This window comes from Thioclava sp. PTB-PU3-1 (genome assembly GCF_055666785.1).
Map to the genome: position 1 here is coordinate 103642 of NZ_JBVNVL010000008.1, position 17253 is coordinate 120894.

Annotated in this window: 15 protein-coding genes and 1 tRNA gene; 11 read left to right on the top strand and 5 right to left on the bottom strand. The window is 63.1% G+C overall.

Features of this window, described 5'->3' with window-relative positions:
* Positions 1-56: 56 nt before the first annotated feature.
* On the bottom strand, positions 57-2807 hold the full coding sequence (acnA, locus tag ACZ7GB_RS17960; RefSeq protein WP_472159820.1) for an aconitate hydratase AcnA: 2751 nt from the start codon (positions 2805-2807) through the stop codon (positions 57-59).
* A 307-nt stretch (positions 2808-3114) separates the two neighbouring features.
* Between acnA and ACZ7GB_RS17965 the strand changes: the two genes are divergently transcribed.
* The 6 genes from ACZ7GB_RS17965 (at position 3115) to ACZ7GB_RS17990 (ending at position 7149) form a co-directional block, all read left to right on the top strand.
* Positions 3115-3957 (top strand): DUF1223 domain-containing protein, encoded by an 843-nt coding sequence (locus ACZ7GB_RS17965; RefSeq protein ID WP_232621609.1) that lies wholly within the window; start codon positions 3115-3117, stop codon positions 3955-3957.
* A 204-nt stretch (positions 3958-4161) separates the two neighbouring features.
* Positions 4162-4515, top strand: a complete 354-nt coding sequence (rpsF, locus tag ACZ7GB_RS17970; protein WP_078520924.1) for a 30S ribosomal protein S6 — start codon at positions 4162-4164, stop codon at positions 4513-4515.
* Between the two features lie 22 nt (positions 4516-4537).
* Positions 4538-4762 carry a 30S ribosomal protein S18 gene (gene rpsR / locus ACZ7GB_RS17975; protein ID WP_038073027.1) on the top strand — a complete coding sequence of 75 codons (225 nt, stop codon included), beginning with the start codon at positions 4538-4540 and terminating at the stop codon, positions 4760-4762.
* Between the two features lie 12 nt (positions 4763-4774).
* Positions 4775-5398, top strand: a complete 624-nt coding sequence (gene rplI / locus ACZ7GB_RS17980; RefSeq protein WP_078520923.1) for a 50S ribosomal protein L9 — start codon at positions 4775-4777, stop codon at positions 5396-5398.
* Positions 5399-5607: 209 nt separating this feature from the next.
* On the top strand, positions 5608-6771 hold the full coding sequence (locus ACZ7GB_RS17985) for a YihY/virulence factor BrkB family protein (protein ID WP_078549993.1): 1164 nt from the start codon (positions 5608-5610) through the stop codon (positions 6769-6771).
* Between the two features lie 87 nt (positions 6772-6858).
* Entirely contained in the window at positions 6859-7149 is a 291-nt protein-coding gene (locus ACZ7GB_RS17990; protein WP_078601254.1) for a hypothetical protein, read from the top strand.
* Positions 7150-7258: 109 nt separating this feature from the next.
* On the opposite strand, the gene tig is transcribed toward ACZ7GB_RS17990, so the two are convergent.
* From tig to ACZ7GB_RS18005, 3 genes are all read right to left on the bottom strand, one after another.
* The gene (gene tig / locus ACZ7GB_RS17995; protein WP_078549997.1) at positions 7259-8587 is read right to left on the bottom strand and encodes a trigger factor; all 1329 of its coding nucleotides are present in this window, start codon (positions 8585-8587) and stop codon (positions 7259-7261) included.
* 500 nt (positions 8588-9087) lie between these two features.
* Positions 9088-10020 (bottom strand): hypothetical protein, encoded by a 933-nt coding sequence (locus tag ACZ7GB_RS18000; protein WP_472159823.1) that lies wholly within the window; start codon positions 10018-10020, stop codon positions 9088-9090.
* 119 nt (positions 10021-10139) lie between these two features.
* Positions 10140-10223: transfer RNA gene (locus ACZ7GB_RS18005), tRNA-Leu, on the bottom strand.
* Positions 10224-10396: 173 nt separating this feature from the next.
* Here ACZ7GB_RS18005 and ACZ7GB_RS18010 point away from each other — a divergent pair.
* Positions 10397-10936 carry a Hint domain-containing protein gene (locus tag ACZ7GB_RS18010; protein ID WP_472159825.1) on the top strand — a complete coding sequence of 180 codons (540 nt, stop codon included), beginning with the start codon at positions 10397-10399 and terminating at the stop codon, positions 10934-10936.
* 211 nt (positions 10937-11147) lie between these two features.
* Positions 11148-11879: a Crp/Fnr family transcriptional regulator gene (locus ACZ7GB_RS18015; protein ID WP_078605654.1), complete on the top strand. Its 732-nt coding sequence runs from the start codon at positions 11148-11150 to the stop codon at positions 11877-11879.
* A gap of 6 nt (positions 11880-11885) precedes the next feature.
* Here the strand turns inward: ACZ7GB_RS18015 and ACZ7GB_RS18020 are convergent, their stop codons facing one another.
* The gene (locus ACZ7GB_RS18020) at positions 11886-12641 is read right to left on the bottom strand and encodes a Crp/Fnr family transcriptional regulator (RefSeq protein WP_078520910.1); all 756 of its coding nucleotides are present in this window, start codon (positions 12639-12641) and stop codon (positions 11886-11888) included.
* A gap of 215 nt (positions 12642-12856) precedes the next feature.
* Here ACZ7GB_RS18020 and ACZ7GB_RS18025 point away from each other — a divergent pair, with 215 nt between their 5' ends.
* The 3 genes from ACZ7GB_RS18025 (at position 12857) to ACZ7GB_RS18035 (ending at position 17233) form a co-directional block, all read left to right on the top strand.
* Positions 12857-13054, top strand: a complete 198-nt coding sequence (locus ACZ7GB_RS18025) for a hypothetical protein (protein ID WP_078550005.1) — start codon at positions 12857-12859, stop codon at positions 13052-13054.
* 76 nt (positions 13055-13130) lie between these two features.
* The gene (locus ACZ7GB_RS18030) at positions 13131-14531 is read left to right on the top strand and encodes a surface lipoprotein assembly modifier (protein ID WP_472159827.1); all 1401 of its coding nucleotides are present in this window, start codon (positions 13131-13133) and stop codon (positions 14529-14531) included.
* A 284-nt stretch (positions 14532-14815) separates the two neighbouring features.
* A complete protein-coding gene (locus ACZ7GB_RS18035) occupies positions 14816-17233 on the top strand; it encodes a calcium-binding protein (RefSeq protein ID WP_472159829.1) in 2418 nt (805 codons plus the stop codon).
* The last annotated feature ends 20 nt before the right edge of the window (positions 17234-17253 follow it).

Below are 17253 nucleotides of genomic sequence, written 5' to 3' on the forward strand. Positions count from 1 at the left end.
CAAACGAAAAAGGCCCCGCGCTCGCGGGGCCTTCTCCAATCTCGTGACCGTCAGCCTCAGGCTTTGGCGAGGTTGCGCAGCACGTAGTGCAGCACGCCGCCGTTCTTGAGGTATTCGATTTCCACCGCGGTATCGATCCGGCTCTTGAGCTTGATCTCCTTGGTGGTGCCGTCCTTGTAGGTGATGGTGCAGGGCACGATCGACTGCGGCTTGATTTCGCCTTCCAGACCTTCGATCGAGACCTCTTCCTCACCGGTCAGGTTCAGATCCTTGCGGGTCTGGCCGTCGGTGAACTCGAAGGGGATCACGCCGAAGCCGACGAGGTTGGAGCGGTGGATACGCTCGAAGCTCTCCGCGATCACGGCCTTGACGCCGAGCAGGTTGGTGCCCTTCGCCGCCCAGTCGCGCGAGGAGCCTGCGCCGTATTGCTCGCCACCGAAGATCACCAGCGGCTTGCCGGCTTTCTCATAGGCCATCGCCGCGTCGAAGATCGAGGTCTGCTCGCCATCGGGGCCCTTGGTGTAGCCGCCCTCGACGCCGTTCAGCATCTCGTTCTTGATGCGGATGTTGGCGAAGGTGCCGCGCATCATGACTTCGTGGTTACCACGGCGCGAGCCGTAGCTGTTGAAGTCCTTCGGTGCGACCTGACGCTCGACCAGGTATTTCCCGGCCGGGGTGTCGGGCTTGAACGAACCCGCCGGCGAGATGTGGTCGGTGGTCACGAAATCGCCCAGCACGGCGAGGATGCCCGCGTCCTTGATGTTCGAGATCGTGCCGGCTTCCGGCGACATGCCTTTGAAGTAGGGCGGGTTCTGGATGTAGGTCGACTGCGGCGGCCAGTCATAGGTTTCGCCGCCTTCGACTTCCACGCCTTGCCACTTCTCGTCGCCTTTGAAGACATCGGCGTATTTCTCGATGAACTTCTCGCGGGTGACGACCTTCTCGACGAGATCGGCGATCTCTTTGTCCGAGGGCCAGATGTCTTTCAGGTAGACGTCCTTGCCGTCCGGCGTCTGCGCGATCGGGTCGCTCGACAGGTCGATGTTCATGTCGCCGGCCAGCGCGTAGGCCACCACGAGGGGCGGGGACGCGAGGTAGTTGGCGCGCACGTCGGGCGAGATCCGGCCTTCGAAGTTCCGGTTGCCCGAGAGCACCGAGGTCGCGATCAGGTCGTTGTCGTTGATCGCCTTCGAGATTTCCGGCTGGAGCGGACCCGAGTTACCGATACAGGTGGTGCAGCCGTAACCCACGAGGTTGAAGCCCACCGCGTCGAGATCTTCCTGGAGGCCGGCGGCTTCCAGATATTCCGACACGACCTGCGAGCCAGGCGCCAGCGACGTCTTCACCCAGGGCTTGCGGTTGAGGCCCAGTTCACGCGCTTTGCGCGCCACGAGACCCGCGCCGATCAGCACATAGGGGTTCGAGGTGTTGGTGCAGGACGTGATCGAGGCGATCACCACCGAACCGTCATGCAGTTCGTAATCTTCACCTTCGACCTTGGCGGTCTTGCCGATGGTGACCGATTTGGTCGCGATCGGGCCTTCGGCGGCCATATTCTTGGCTTCCGACGAGATGTCGATGCCGCGGTAATCGGCAACCACACCCTCGAACGCGTCGGCGGCGTTGGTCAGCGCAACGTAGTCCTGCGGACGCTTCGGACCCGAGATCGCCGGAACGATCGTGTTCATGTCCAGCTCGAGCGTCGAGGAGTAGACCGGCGCATAATCCGCGTCGCGCCACATGCCGTTTTCCTTGGCATAGGCTTCGACCAGCGCGATGCGGTCCTTCTCGCGGCCCGTCTGCTCGAGATAGCGCAGGGTTTCGTCATCGACCGGGAAGAAGCCACAGGTCGCGCCGTATTCGGGCGCCATGTTGGCGATGGTCGCGCGCTGAGCCAGCGGCAGGTTGTCGAGGCCATCGCCGTAGAATTCGACGAACTTGCCGACCACGCCATGGGCGCGGAGCATTTCGACGACTTTCAGCACGAGGTCGGTGCCGGTGGTGCCTTCGACCATGGCGCCGGTCAGCTTGAAGCCCACGACTTCCGGGATCAGCATCGAGATCGGCTGGCCGAGCATGCCGGCTTCAGCCTCGATACCGCCCACGCCCCAGCCGAGAACGGCGGCGCCGTTGACCATGGTGGTGTGGCTGTCGGTGCCCACGAGCGTGTCGGGGTAGGCGACTTCGGTGCCGTCCTGATCCTTGTCGGTCCAGACGGTCTGGGCGAGATATTCGAGGTTCACCTGGTGGCAGATGCCGGTGCCCGGCGGAACCACGCGGAAGTTCTCGAACGCGGTCTGGCCCCACTTGAGGAACTTGTAGCGCTCGATGTTGCGCTCGTATTCGCGGTCGACGTTCATCTGGAATGCGCGCGGGTTGCCGAATTCGTCGATCATCACCGAGTGGTCGATCACGAGGTCGACGGGCACGAGCGGGTTGATCTTCTGTGCGTCGCCGCCAAGACCCTTGATGCCGTCACGCATCGCGGCGAGGTCGACCACGGCCGGAACGCCGGTGAAGTCCTGCATCAGCACGCGGGCGGGGCGGTAAGCGATCTCGCGCGGGTTCTTGCCGCCTTGCTCGGCCCATTCGCCGAAGGCTTTGATGTCGTCGGTCGAGATCGTGAAGCCGTTATCCTCGAACCGCAGGAGGTTCTCCAGAACCACCTTCAGCGAAGCGGGCAGCTTCGAGAAATCACCCAGGCCAGCCTCGGTGGCGGCGGGGATCGAGTAATAAGCATAGGTTTTCGAACCGACGCTGAGTTCGCGGCGGGTCTTTGCGGTATCCTTACCGGTAACGATGGGCATGAGAATGGCCTCCCTTCAAGGGTCCTAAGGGTGTCGCTGGCGTGTGTTTGCCCCAAGCGCGCGATCCGTTCAAGAGGGTCGGGGCATTTTTAGTATACCATTGCACACAAAAACACGCGACTGGAGCGACCCAGCGTCATCTTGAACCGCGCTTGGGCCGTATACGTTGGACATATATCGTTTCGCGCGCCCGGACAGAAAGAAATCTCTCAAAACATTGATTAGGCATGGTCTGAGCAGAAACGCTAGGTATAAAGACGGCGAAGTGAGGAGTGTTTTTCGAGTGCGCGCAGGACGTTTGACCGCGATGGGAGCTGCTTTCGCCGCAGGGCTGGTAAGCTTTGCGGAATTTGCGTCTGCCCAAGGGGCAGCCGACGCGCCGCCCGGGATGCGTCTCAACGCCTCCGAGGCGCTTCTCGACCAGATGGCCTCCGAGAAGTCCGACACCCCCGCGAAGCCGAACCCCGTGGCGCCCGATCCCGACACCGAAGGCGAGCACGACCCGGTCGTGGTCGAGCTTTATACCTCGCAGGGCTGCTCGTCCTGCCCGCCGGCGGATGCGCTCTTGAAGGAGCTCACGGATCGGGACGATGTGATCGCGCTGGCGCTGCATGTCGATTATTGGGATTATCTCGGCTGGAAGGATCCCTTTGGAAAGCCTGAGTTTTCCGCCCGGCAGAAATCCTATGCGATCGCCGCGGGCGAGCGCACGGTCTACACACCGCAGATGATCATCGCCGGCCGCGAGGCCCTGATCGGGCCGCAGGAAGCGGCGCTCGATACCGCCATCGCACGCGAGAGCGACGCCCATCCCGAGGTCGATCTGAAGATCACGGGGAAGGGCGATCATTACGAGATCGCGCTGAGCCCGGTCGATAAGCTGGAGACGCCCGCGATGGTGCAGCTCGTGCGCTACAAGCCCTCCGCCACGGTCGACATCCTGCGCGGCGAGAATGCCGGGCGCACGGTGACCTACAAGAACATCGTCACCAGCCTGACCGGCATCGCCGAATGGGACGGGCGCGCGCCGGTGACGCTCTCGGTCGATCTCGACGGGGATGCGCCCGCCGTGGTGATCGTTCAGGAATCCCGTCCGAGCAAGAACGGCCCGCTGCCTGGGCCGATCCTCGCCGCGGGTCAGCTGGACTGACCGGGGCGGATCGAACTGCGCCGAGCCCGTCAGGGCAGGGCGCAACCGTCCCTTCGGTACCCTGATTTTTCCTTGCATCCAGACGCGCATCCCGTATAAGGCCGCATCTTCCGCGTTTGCTATGAACCGGCGGAGCCTCTCGTGTTGGGTTGCGGAAGTGTCAGACGCCCAACTTTGAAGCCGCCTCGAAATACAGGAGTTCGCATGCCGCTTTACGAGCATGTCCTCATCGCGCGTCAGGATCTGTCCAACGCGCAGGCCGAAGGCCTTGTCGAACATTTCTCCACGGTCCTGTCGGACAACGGCGGCAAAGTCGTCGATTCCGAATACTGGGGCGTGAAGACCATGGCCTACAAGATCAACAAGAACCGCAAGGGCCACTACGCCTACCTGCGCACCGACGCCCCGTCGGCAGCCGTGCAGGAAATGGAGCGTCTGGCCCGTCTGCATGACGACGTGATGCGCGTCCTGACCATCAAGGTCGACGAGCACGAAGAGGGCCCCTCGGTCCAGATGCAGAAACGTGACGAACGCGACAACCGTCGCGAGCGCCGTTGATCGGTAGACAGGAGTAGACACCATGGCAAAACCGTTTTTCCGCCGTCGTAAGGTCTGCCCGTTCTCGGGTGAGAACGCGCCGAAGATCGACTACAAGGACACCCGTCTTCTGCAGCGCTACATCTCTGAGCGCGGCAAGATCGTCCCCGCCCGCATCACCGCCGTTTCGGCGAAGAAGCAGCGTGAACTGGCCCGCGCGATCAAGCGCGCCCGTTTCCTCGCCCTGCTCCCCTACGCCGTGAAATAAGGAGACCGACCGATGGAAGTGATCCTTCTCGAACGCGTGGCCAAGCTCGGCCAGATGGGTGACGTCGTCACCGTCAAGGACGGCTTCGGCCGTAACTACCTGCTGCCGCAAGGCAAGGCACTGCGCGCCAACGAATCCAACATCAAGAGCTTCGAAGAGCGCAAAGCGCAGCTCGAGGCCCGCAACCTCGAAACCAAGAAAGAAGCCGAAGCTCTGGCGTCGAAGATCGACGGCGAGACCTTCGTCGTGATCCGTTCGGCTTCGGACGGCGGCAACCTCTACGGTTCGGTCACCACCCGCGACGCGGCGAACATCGCCTCCGAGCAGGGTTTCTCGGTGGACCGCAAGCAGGTCATCATCCGCCAGCCGATCAAGGTTCTCGGCCTGCATGACGTCGAAGTGCACCTGCACCCCGAAGTCGTCGCCGAGATCCAGCTCAACGTCGCACGTTCGCCCGAAGAGGCCGAACTGCAAGCGTCGGGCAAGTCGATCCAGGACGTGGCGGCCGAGGAAGAGGCTGCAGCCGAATTCGAGATCGCCGAACTGTTCGACGATATCGGCGGCGCGACCTCCGACGACGACGAGGGCGGCCCCGTTGCCACCCCCGAGTCGGCCGAAGACGAAAACAACGCCTGATCGGTCGCTTCGACCTTTCAGTCCGAAAGACAGAGAACCGCGCCTTCCGGGGCGCGGTTTTTTCATGCTTGCCTGTCAGGGTAGTTCTGCTGAAATATGTCTAATGACATAGTCGGGCCGCGACGTGCGGCGCAGACCCCGGAACCGCGTGCCGCAATCCGGCGTTGGCCCCTAAATGGCCCTCAGGGCTTTGAAAACAGGGGACATGCATGACGAAACGATCGGGGCAGGGCCCACGCGATGACGCATCGAGCCGACGCGACCGGCTCGTGCAGGCGGGGCTTCTGGGCTTCGGCGCCTATCTCATGTGGCGGCGCTATCAGGACGATCGGCAGGCCGCGATCCACGGGCCCACGGAAGGCCGCAGCGCCCGTCATGTCCCCGCGACCCGCACCGACCGCTATGACCGGCCCGCCGACCGCGCGCTGGGACGTCAGGCGGAAAGCCCGTTCGATATCCCCCGCGCAGGCTGGAAGGCCATCGCCAAGCGCGCTTACGGTCAGATCGACGAGGACCGCGTGCTGGCCGTCGCCGCGGGCGTGACTTTCTACGCGCTGCTCGCCCTGTTCCCGGCCCTGACCGCCACCGTCTCGATCTACGGCATCTTTGCGGACCGCCAGACCATGTTGCAGGATCTCGATGCGCTCAAGAACGTCATCCCGCCTGAGGCGCTGACGTTGATCCGCAACCAGTTGGAACAGCTGATCGGGTCCAGTTCCAACGCGCTCGGGTTGGCCTCGATCTTCGGTGTCCTTCTGGCGCTATGGTCGGCCAATGGCGGCGCGAAGGCGATGATCGGCGCGCTCAACGTGGCCTATGGCGAAAAGGAGCGGCGCAGCTTCGTGCAGCTCAACGCCTTCGGGCTGGGCATGACGATCACCGGGATTGTCATGGTCTGCGCGCTGATCCTCGTGGCGGCCGTGCTGCCCGTGATGCTCGACTACATCCCGATGGGCGGGGCGCTGGATGCGGTGCTGCGCTGGGGACGCTGGCCCGTGATGGCACTGGTGCTGGTGGGGATGCTGATGCTGCTCTATCGCTACGCGCCCGCACGCAACGCGCCGCGCTGGATCTGGGTCGTGCCGGGGGCGATCGCGGCGTCGATCCTGCTGCTGATCGTCTCGGCGGGCTTCTCCTTCTACACCTCGAACTTCGCGAATTACTCGAGCACCTATGGCTCGATCGGCGCGGTGGTGGTGCTGATGATGTGGATCTGGCTCTCGACGACGGCGGTGCTTCTCGGCGCCGAGATCAATTCCGAGGCCGAGCATCAGACTGCGCAGGACAGCACCATCGGAGACCCGCGTCCCTTGGGCGCGCGCAACGCCGTGGTGGCCGATGCGGTCGCGCCTGCGCCCTCGCGCAAGCGCTGAGCGGGGCGGGGCGCGCGAAACGAGCCTCAAAATCGCCGTTTTTACAAGGAATCCTGTTCGGGCAAGCAACCCTGACGAGGCCCTGCCATGCGGCTGTTTTCGATCCTGCACTTCGCGCTGACCCACACGATCCTCGTGACGGGCGGACTTTTGTACCTGCACGATCCCGAAGGCGCGCGCGACCGGCTCGCATCGGCGGGCGAGGTGCTGCGCACGGCGATCTACGACCGGGTCGCACCGGCCAATCCGGCGGCGGATCGCACGGCGTCCCTGCAGGTGGATCGTGCAGCCCAGAAGCTGCGCGAGGTGGCGACCGCGACCGATCTGCCCTCGCTGATCCCGAATGCGAAATTCCTGAAAGTACCGTCCGCGGAGTGAGCCGGGAAGAGAATGGCGGCGGGCGCGCCCCGCGCCACCTCGCCTCCGCGAACGCAAAAGGCCGCCCCGAGAGGCGGCCTTCGCAATTACTGGGCTGAGCGCCCGAAGATCACAGCTCGTCGAGCTTCTCGATCTCTTTCTGCAGCTCTTCCTTGGTGACTTCCTTGTCGTCCACCTTGGCTTCGCCAGCGATGTAATCGACGACCTTGTCTTCGAAGAGCGGCGCGCGCAGCTGCTGCTGCATCTGCGGGTTCTGCTGCACGAATTCGAAGAAGGCGCGCTCCTGACCCGGGTACTGACGTGCCTGGTTCATGATCGCCTGGGTCATCTCGGCGTCGGAAACCTCGATCTCCTGCTTGCGGCCGATTTCGGCGAGCAGCAGGCCAAGACGCACGCGGCGCTCGGCGAGGGTGTTGTGCTCGTCGGTGGTTTCGATCTCGCCGTGGTCATGGCCGTGATCGTCCGGGTTCTCTTCGTGATAGAGCTGGTGCGCGATCTGCTTGGCCTCGGCTTCCACGAGCGAGGGGGGCAGGTCGAACTTCACCTGATCGTCGAGCTGGTCGAGCAGGCCACGCTTCATCACCTGACGTGCAGCGCCCTGATACTCGGCTTCCAGACGCTCTGCGACCTGCGCTTTCAGCGCGGCGAGGTCTTCGGCGCCGAACTGCTTGGCCATCTCGTCGTCGATCTCGGCAGCCTTCGGCGCCTTCACTTCGTGGACCTTGCACTTGAACAGCGCTTCCTTGCCCGCAAGATGCTCCGCACCGTATTCGGTCGGGAAGGTCACGGTCACTTCGACGTCGTCACCGGCTTTCGCGCCGACGAGTTGCTCTTCGAAGCCCGGGATGAACGAGCCCGAACCGACTTCCAGCGGGTAGCCTTCGCCCTTGCCGCCTTCGAACGCTTCACCGTCGACGAAGCCTTCGAAATCGATCACGACCTGATCGCCGTTCTCGGCCTTGCCTTCTTTGGTCTCGAAGTTCTTGGCGGTCGCGGCGAGGCTTTCCAGCGCTTCGTTCACTTCGCCCTCATTGGCCTTCACGACCAGACGCTCGAGCTTGACGCCCGACAGATCGACTTCCGGGATCTCCGGCAGCGCTTCGTACTCGACGGTCACGATCACGTCGTCACCCTCTTTCCAGTTCTCGCCGTCCTTCATCTCGATCTTCGGCTGCATCGCGGGGCGGTCGCCGGTCTTCTCGAAATGCTCGCTCATCGCGCCGTCGACCGATTCCTGCATCGCTTCGCCGAGGATGCGCGGGCCGAATTGCTTGCGCAGCATCGCCATCGGAACCTTACCCTTGCGGAAGCCCTTCATCTCGATCTCGGGCTGCGCTTCGGAAAGCTTCGCGGTGACCTTCTCGTCGAGTTCCTTGGCGGTGATGGTGATCTCGTAGCCGCGCTTGAGGCCGTCGTTCTGGGTCTCGGTGACCTGCATGGTTTGTCCTTTGTCTCTGGGCGCCGCGCGGATCGCGGCCGGTTCTCGAATTTCAGGCGTCCTTCTATTGAGCCTCAGCCATGGTGGCAAGGCGAAAAGGGGCTGCGGGGCGGCCTCCGGGCGGTGAAATACGCGCGCGGGCGGGCGCGTGCGAGGAGATGCCGGGAACACAGGATCGGGAGCGGGCAGGGCGGGCACTTACGCGGCGGCGGTAAGTGCAGGGCGCGGCTGCGGCGGATCGGGAGGAAAGTTGCAGCCGGGACGCACCACCCCACAATGGTCGCCCCGGCCGCGAATCCGGGATTGCGCCCAACGGGCGCGTTGTCGTGATCTCTCTCCGCTTCGGCGGATCCGCCCCCTTGTTTGCGGAGCCCAAGCGAAGACGTCACGATCTCCCTTACCGTCATCCTAGGTCAGAAGTGTTTGAAACTGATCGGTCATTTTCGGACAGATCGCGTCTTTGCGGCCCGTGTTGCGCCCGGAAAACCGCTCTCTCGTCCTCACGCGACGGCGCGCCAGCCGCGCTCGACGCATTCGAACTTCACCGCCTGCCTGCGGAAGTGGTCACGCACGAACCCGGGCGAGAGCCAGAGCCGGCCCCGCCTGCGCGGCAGTTCCCATCCAAGGTGGCCCGCCTCTTCGGCCTTCTGGACCATCCGCTTGATCTTCGAGACCGAGATCAGGAATTGTTCCGCCAGAGCGGCGATGCTGACCGGTTCGAGATAGATGTGCCCGTCGGTCTCGCGCAGGTCGGTGAGCATGCGGATCAGCGCATGGAGCAGGATGCCGCCAGTGTCGGAGCCGAGGAAATGCGCCATCGAGGGCGGCGGCGCGCACCATTCGGGATCGGCGCGGATGATCTCGACCATGTGCCGCTGCATCGCGAAGGGAAGATCGGGATCGTTGCGCGCCGCTGCCAGCCGAGCGCCGCCGTCGAGCATATCGAGGCAATGCAGATGCCCCTCGCACCAGCGCCGCATCCCCTGTTCGGCCATGAGCGTGGTGGTGACGGGCCGCAAGCGCCGGTCGCCCTTGGGCTCGGAGGGCGGGGCGAGCAGGCCATGCACCTCCATCTCGCCCAGATACTGGCTCAAAGTCTTGCGGTTGATCTCGACATGGGGCGTCAGCGCCGCGAGAAGCCGGCCCGGCGTCAGCTCCGGAGCGTCCGACCCCGTCTTCGCCCGCATCGCCAGCGCGAAGCTGGTCTGGCTCACGAGCCAGCGCCGATGCGAGGCCATATGCCGCGCGATCCGCGGTGTCTGCGCCTGCACATCGAGCAGCATCGTCGCCACCGCCTTCTGTGTGGCGAAGAAATTCGGATTGGCCGCAATCGCGTCGCGGCTGAGCGCGTAGCTGGAATTGGGGGAACGCGAGCCGGACTCCGGCGCGTCTTCGACAGGCCGCCGGGGCGGCATTTGCGGGCCTTCGACCATCACGCCTCCCACGCTTTCGGTCACCAAAGCGGGGGCGTAGCAGGCCCGCGCAGCCATCCGAAATTAGCACGCTCGCGTGATAAGGCGAGGGTATCTTGTGATATTCCGCAAGTGGGGAGTGGTGCGGGTGAAGGGACTCGAACCCCCACGCCAAAGGCGCTTGGACCTAAACCAAGTGCGTCTACCAATTCCGCCACACCCGCATCAGGGGCGTAATAGCAACAGCCTGCGGGCTCGGAAAGAGGAAGATGCGATTTTGCTCGTCTTAACGCGATGGTGAGGGTTAGCCTGTAACCAAAGGCGCGTCAGACGCCGAAGTTACGAGTAGGCAAGAGCAGGTATCGCCATGGGACAGGCACCCGGGCGGAGGGATGGCATGGCCATGCTCCGCCAGATCATCGAATCCAATCCACGCCACAGTCTTCCGGGTCCGGCTGGCCCGAACGTGACAGAGCGCGTATCGCCGCCCGAGGCGCGCAAGCCGAAGCCGGATCTCAGCGCGGGGATCGCCGCCGGGGCGCGGGTCTACACGCTCGACGGGGCCATCCCGATCGAGTTTCTCGAACCCGGCGACCGGATCGTGACGCGCAGCGGGACATGCAAACTTAAGGCGTTGCGGGCCGGTGACTATGTGGGCGCACTGATCCGCATCTCGCCCGGCGCGCTTGGCCATGATCGGCCCGGGGCACCACTTCTGATTGCGCAGGGCGCGCAGCTGATGATGCGCGACTGGCGGGTACAGGTGATCTACGGCAAGCGCGAGGCGCTTCTGCCCGCGCAATCTGTCGTCGACGGCCACTATGTCACGCTGGGCCAAGGCCGCGCGCGGCTCTTCGTGCTGGAATTCGAGACGCCCGAAGTGATCTATGTCGATGGTGTGGAAATGGCCGCCGCAGTGGCAAGCGTCGACGCCTGATCGACGCGGAATTCCCGACAATCTTCATAAGTCTCAGAGGGTTGCGAGGCGTCGTCTCGTCACATCTGCGATAGTGATTTGACATAAACGTGCCTGATCACGCGCTTGTGTTGACAGGATGATATGTCATTTGCATAGTCTTATTATGCACTAGGGGACGAGTACGCAGTTTCGCTGCGAAACGCGTGGTTAAATCTGTTCGGAGATTTTGATGACGGCACCTTTGCGAAATGCAGAGGCGATCTTGCATTGCGCGGGTTGCGCTGGACGTAACCATGGCGTTTGCGGATCCCTCTCGGATCGAACCCTCGCCCGGGTCGCGCAACGGGCGCGCACGATCTCCGTCGCGGCCAATGACCGGCTTTGCGAGGAAGATGTCTCCTGCCACCACATCGCGCTGGTTCAGAGCGGCATGTTGCGGATGCAGAGCCATTCGCTCGCGGGGCGTCGCAAGATCACGGGGCTCGTCGTTCCGGGCGACAGCATCGGGCAGATCATCCGGGGCACGCGGGACACCGCGATCGAAGCCGTGATCGACACCAGACTTTGCCTGTTCGAGTCGGCCAATTTCGCTCAGCTGATCGAGCAGGAGCCCGAATTGCGCCGGGCCCTTTGTCATCAGGCGGAAAACTGGACCGAGAAAGCGCGGCGGTTGAGCTTGCTATTGGGTGCCTATGGACCTGCGAGCCGACTGCGCGCGCTGCTTCTGCTGGCACCCAGTATCATGCCTTGGAAAGCACTGCCTGACGGGGGGGGCGTGTTGACGATGCTGCTGCCGCGTCAGGACATCGCCGATCTCATCGCCACGACGCAGGAGACGGTCAGCCGCTCGCTGCATCAGTTCCAGAAAGACGGGCTGATCGATATCCTGAACGCTAGGCAATTCCGCCTGAACGACCTCGAGGCCCTGTCCGAAGGCCTGGAGGAGATCCTGCACCAGTGAGCGCGCTCACTCGTCGCGCATCTCCAGCGAATTTCCCGAGATTTCGATAAGCCTCTCCAGATTGGCGAGCTCGACATCGTAAGGCGTGACGATCCGGATCGCGCCCGTGCGCTCGAGCTGGTGAAACGCCCGGCTCAGCGATTCCGGCGAGGTGCCCAGCAGATGCGCTATATCGACCCGCTTGATATGGATATGCAGATTCAGCTGGATGGGCGCATGCGCGGTGCCTTCCAGGGTCCGGTATTTGTGGCGGCTCAGGATGATCAGGAGCGAGGCGAGCCGCTCAACGACTTTCGAGCTTCCCAGCACCATCACCCACTCGCGCGCGGCGTCGAGCTCGTCGAGAATGCTCAGCAGGAACAGCCGCTCCGCCTCATGCGAGCGGGCGATGATCGCTTCGAATTTCTGTCGGTCGCAGGTCAGAACCGCCCCGTCGCTGAGCGCCTCGATCCGGTAGCCGGAGGGGCCGTTGAAGGCGCGCCCAAACATGTCCGACGGCGTGATCAGCCCGATGATGTGGCGATGCCGGTCCTGCAGGGTTTTCGACATGGCGAGAAACCCGTCGGTCACGAAGCCAATCCGGTCCGCGACCTCGCCGTCTTCGATCAGCACATCGCCCGGCGAAAAGCGAATGCTTTGCCAGAGCGGCATCATCTCGCTGCGCAAATCCTCCGGGAGTACGTCGAGCAGGCGCTGCAATTTGCCCTGCGCCACCACGCCCTCGATCTCGACCGGCTGTCCGGATTTCGGATGCTCGTTCATGCGTCTCCTCTCCCTGTCGCGGGAAGGATTCTAGTCCGGGTCAGATCGGGATGCGAGAGCTACGAGGTCGAAAAGCCGGGAATGTGCCGCTCTTTTCTGCGCCTCTCATCATGAAGTTGCAGGAAAAATCGCGCGGCACGGGTAGCACGTTGATCGGCATCAAAGAATCACGCTGAACAGTCACGGTAAAATATCTTGCAACAAAGGAGAGACAGATGAAAAACCTGCTTATCATTCTTGGCGTGACTGCGGCTCTGGCTGGCTGCGAGACGATGACCGGTCCGGCAGCGTCCGACATGACCGATGAGGCTATGATGGCCCCGGCGGGCACTTCGACGGACACCACGGACACCTCGGGTACGCACACCAACACGAACACGCAAGATCGTTCGCGCGAGCAAGCGTCGCAATAATCTGACACGGGCGGCGAGGGGCTGATGCATCTCGCCGCCCGCATTGTCTGGGGCGCGCGACCTCAAAGGGGTGACAATGACCGAAGGCCATATCGACGGGCGCAAACTGCGGCGCGCCTGGCGTTTTCTGTGCGGCGGGGCGATGGCCCTGCTGCTTGTCTTGGGGCCCGGTCCCGCGGTCGCGGAGGCTCCCGTCGCTGACGCTATCACCGACGCGGCGCTGTTGCAGGTGCTGCGGTCGGGCAATTGGCCCGCGGCGGAGGCAGCGGCGCGCGCGCGCTTGGCGCGCAATCCAGACGATGTGGGCGCGCTTGTCGTGCTGGCGCGGGCGCTGCGCAGGCAGGGCGACGCGGCAGGGGCGAAGGCGGCGGCCACCCGCGCCAATGCGCAGGCCCGGACGCAGCAGGAAAAATATGTCAGCGCGGTCGAGATGGCGGCGGCGAGCTACGATCTCGGGCATCCGTTCGCAGCCCAGCTCTGGCAACGCCGCGCGATCGAAATGGCGCCCAGTGATGCGGTGCGCGCGTCGAGCGTGCGGGACTATCGCGTCCTGTCCGCGGCCAATCCATGGAGCTTCTCCGTCGCTTTCGACGCGGGCGCGTCGAGCAATGTCAACAATGGCAGTCTCGCGGATACCATCGATATCGGCGGTATCGACTTCACGCTCAATCCCGATGCGAAGGCGCTGTCGGGCTACGAGATTTCGCTGTCGCTGAAGGCGCGCTACAAATTCGCAGGGTTTGGGGAGTTGCCCGCGAGTTTCGGGGCGCAGAGCTACACCAAACAGGTGGTCCTGTCGGGCGATGCGAAGGACACGGTGCCCGATGCGCGTGGCTCGGATTACGCGTTCAACGCGGTCGAGGCGACGCTGGGGCAGGCGCTCAGCCCGGCCGATGCGCCGTTGCGCTATCGCCTCGATCTCCTCGTGGGCAAGAACTGGTATGGCGGCGACGACCTGAGCGACTATCTGCGGGTTTCGGGCAGCGCGCAGTGGGGCGATCCGCGGCGTTCGCTGACGCAGGTGACGCTCTCTGGCGAACGGCAGTTGCGCCTCGACAGTTTCCGCAACTCGGCGAATGTCGTCACCGCGAGCCTGAGCCATCACCGGCGGCTTGAGGGAGGGGATCGGCTGGGGCTGTCCTTTGCCCTGCGCGACGCGTCCTCGGAGGCGGTCGAGATCGATCATCGGGCGATGCTTGCGGGCGTGTCTTACGATTTCGCCAAGCCGCTGGCCGGCTCCGTCACCGTCGGCGCGGCGCTGGAACTGGAACGGCGCGACTATGACGCGACGCTTTACGGGCCCGGCGCACGGCGCGACACGCGCGGGCGGCTGGCGCTGCAATTCGGGTTCCCGAAGCTCGAGTTCTACGGCATCTCGCCCACCCTGCGGCTGGAGGGCGAAGAGACCCGCTCAAATGTCGATTTCTACGACAGCTCGCAGGTGAAATTGCGGCTCGGACTGCGGTCGAATTTCTGACCTCGCGCCCCGGTTTGGGGCTTTCATCTGTAAATATTGCGATTTCTGCAACTAAATGGCCACGCTGCCCATCTCCTCTCGATTTCGTTGACACACATCAATGCGAATCACGAAGAACTCACGGGAATGTGAGCCGTGGCTGACGGTAAATTCGCAGTGAAATCAGAGAGATAAGTCTCTATTTCCTGACTGGACGCCATTTGACGTGGGGACGCGGCGGATGACGGGAGGGCAGGTGCCTGAGGGGTCATCGGTTCGCTCATATGGATAGAGGGGACGCAGATATGGCGACACAAATTGACCCGAGTAACGTCGACGATTGGGACGAACCGCTGAACACCGACCCGATGTTCCGTTCGTCGCATGTTTTCAGCACGGCGGATATCACGGTGACCTTCGACGGGATGACGGTCGGGAACTCCGAAGACCCGCAGGCGGTCTTTGATACCGTCGACGATCCGAACGATCCCGAGGATACCAAGATCACCAAGGAGGGGGTGACGCTTTATCCGATCGACAGCGAATTCGGCTATTACGTCAGTGATTTTCAGAATGCCGAGCAGAAAGAGCTCGATGGCGACTATGCCGAGGGCTGGGCGGGCGATATCTACGATTCCGAGGGCAATCAGCTTGGTCTCGTGATCTCGGATTCACCCACCGACACGTTCAAGACGCCCGCCGTCTATGGCACCTGGCTCGCGGGTCTGGGCGGCAACACGGTGAAGGCCTCGACCGAGCATTACGTCGTGATGCAGAACATCCTGTCGGACCAGCGTTTCCCGGGGGATACCGAGGCGCTCTATCCGCTCGACGACGAGCTTTTCATCGTCGGCGGTGAGTATGATGGGAAGTCGGTGCGCGGCCTGCTCGAGGGAGAATATGAAGGCATCACGATCACCGACACCAATGGTGACGGCAAGGTCGACATCAAGGATATCCTCTCTGCCAACGAGACCGAGATCGACAGCAATATCGCGGTCAGCAGTGACTACTCGGTGACGCTGAAGGATGACGGAAAGCTGCTCTATCGCTGGGGCAACACGATCAAGAAGCCCAATGATGTGCGTCTTGAAGCGACGATGGACCTGCCCGACGAGTGGAGCGAGTATAACCCCTACACCTCGCTGCGTAACATCTACCACGTGACCGAGGCCGAGCTGGTCGTGCATCACACGATCACCAACAACCCCAACGACCAGATCCGTCCCGAGGATTTCGAGAACGAGGCCGCGATCGGCACGTTGCCGGAATATATCATCGTGCCGGACTACAACCTTGACGGGCAGGGTGCCCGTGAGGTCTGGATCACCGCCGATGACTACTATGCGGGGGATGGCACGCTCTACGAGGCGGGCACGATCCTGCGCGACGATCTTCTGGCGCAGCAATGGGCAGCGAGCGATCTCGCGACGATCGGGGCCGAGGATGGGGCGGCGGGCTTCACCAACGCGTGGTACACCACGATGGACCGCGAACCCTTCGAGCCGGTCTTGAACGTAGATGGCACCGAATATGCCGATAGCGGTCCGCGCTGGCGTCTGAAGACCGACAAATATGGGCAGGATCTGCCCTCGGTGGTGATCCCGATCGACCCGAGCGACGAGCCGCCTCCCACCAATGACGAGGTGAAATACGAGGTCGGCGCAGAGACCCAGACGGTGATCAACCTGCTTGATTGGGGCTATCCCGCCCAGCCGCTCTCGGTCAGCTCGGGCTGGCAGGACAAGCCCGGCGAGGTGTCGGTCAACGGGATGAACTATTCCGATGGCTTCGATATGGCGGTCTACATCAAGGGCGACATCAAGCCCGCGACGATCTACAGCGCCGAATTGCTGATGGATTACGAGTTGGTCACGCCCTACGCGGTCGGAGCTGATGTCGTCGGCACGGACGGGAATGATTTCCTTGTCGGGATCGGCTCGAACGCCTTCACGGGCGGTGCGGGCACGGATCTCTTCGTCCTCAGCTACGGCTCCTCGGTGGAGGGTGTGCCGCTGACCGCGAGCACGATCAGCGATTTCGAAGTCGGCACCGATGCGATCGGCCTGATCGGTCTGGGTGTCTCGGACACGAATTTCGCCGACAACATCTCGCAAGTGGTGAACGGGACCGATCTTGAAATCTACCTCGACACGGATGGTGCCGAAGCCGGTGCCGACCCGGTTCTGATCGCGACGCTGACCGACGTGGCGGGCGATCTCGGGCCGAGCCAGGGCCTCGTCATGGAGGAAGACTTCCTTCTGGCCAACCCGGGTGCGGGCGATGATCCGGGCACAACGGGCCCCAACGAGATCATCGGTACCGATGCGAGCGAGACGCTGATGGGGACCCCGGGCGACGACATCATCACGGCGCTGGGCGGAAACGATATCCTCTACGGCCTTGCGGGCACCGACCTGCTCGACGGGGGTGCCGGGCTCGACCGTCTCTATGGCGGTCTGGACGCGGATGGGTTCGTCTTCGCAGAGGGCACCACGCTCGACATCGTCTACGACTTCGAAGACGGGGTCGACATGATCGCACTCGACGGGGGGCTGACCTTCGCCGACCTCGAGATCACCAGCTACCGCACGACGGGCACTCAAATCACCGCAGGTGACGACCGGATGATCCTGCGCGATGTGGATGTGAGCCTGATCACCGAGGATGATTTCACAACCGTCGATCAATTTGTCGCCGACATGACGCTCGTGAGCGTCTGATCCGGGTTTCTAGAAGGACA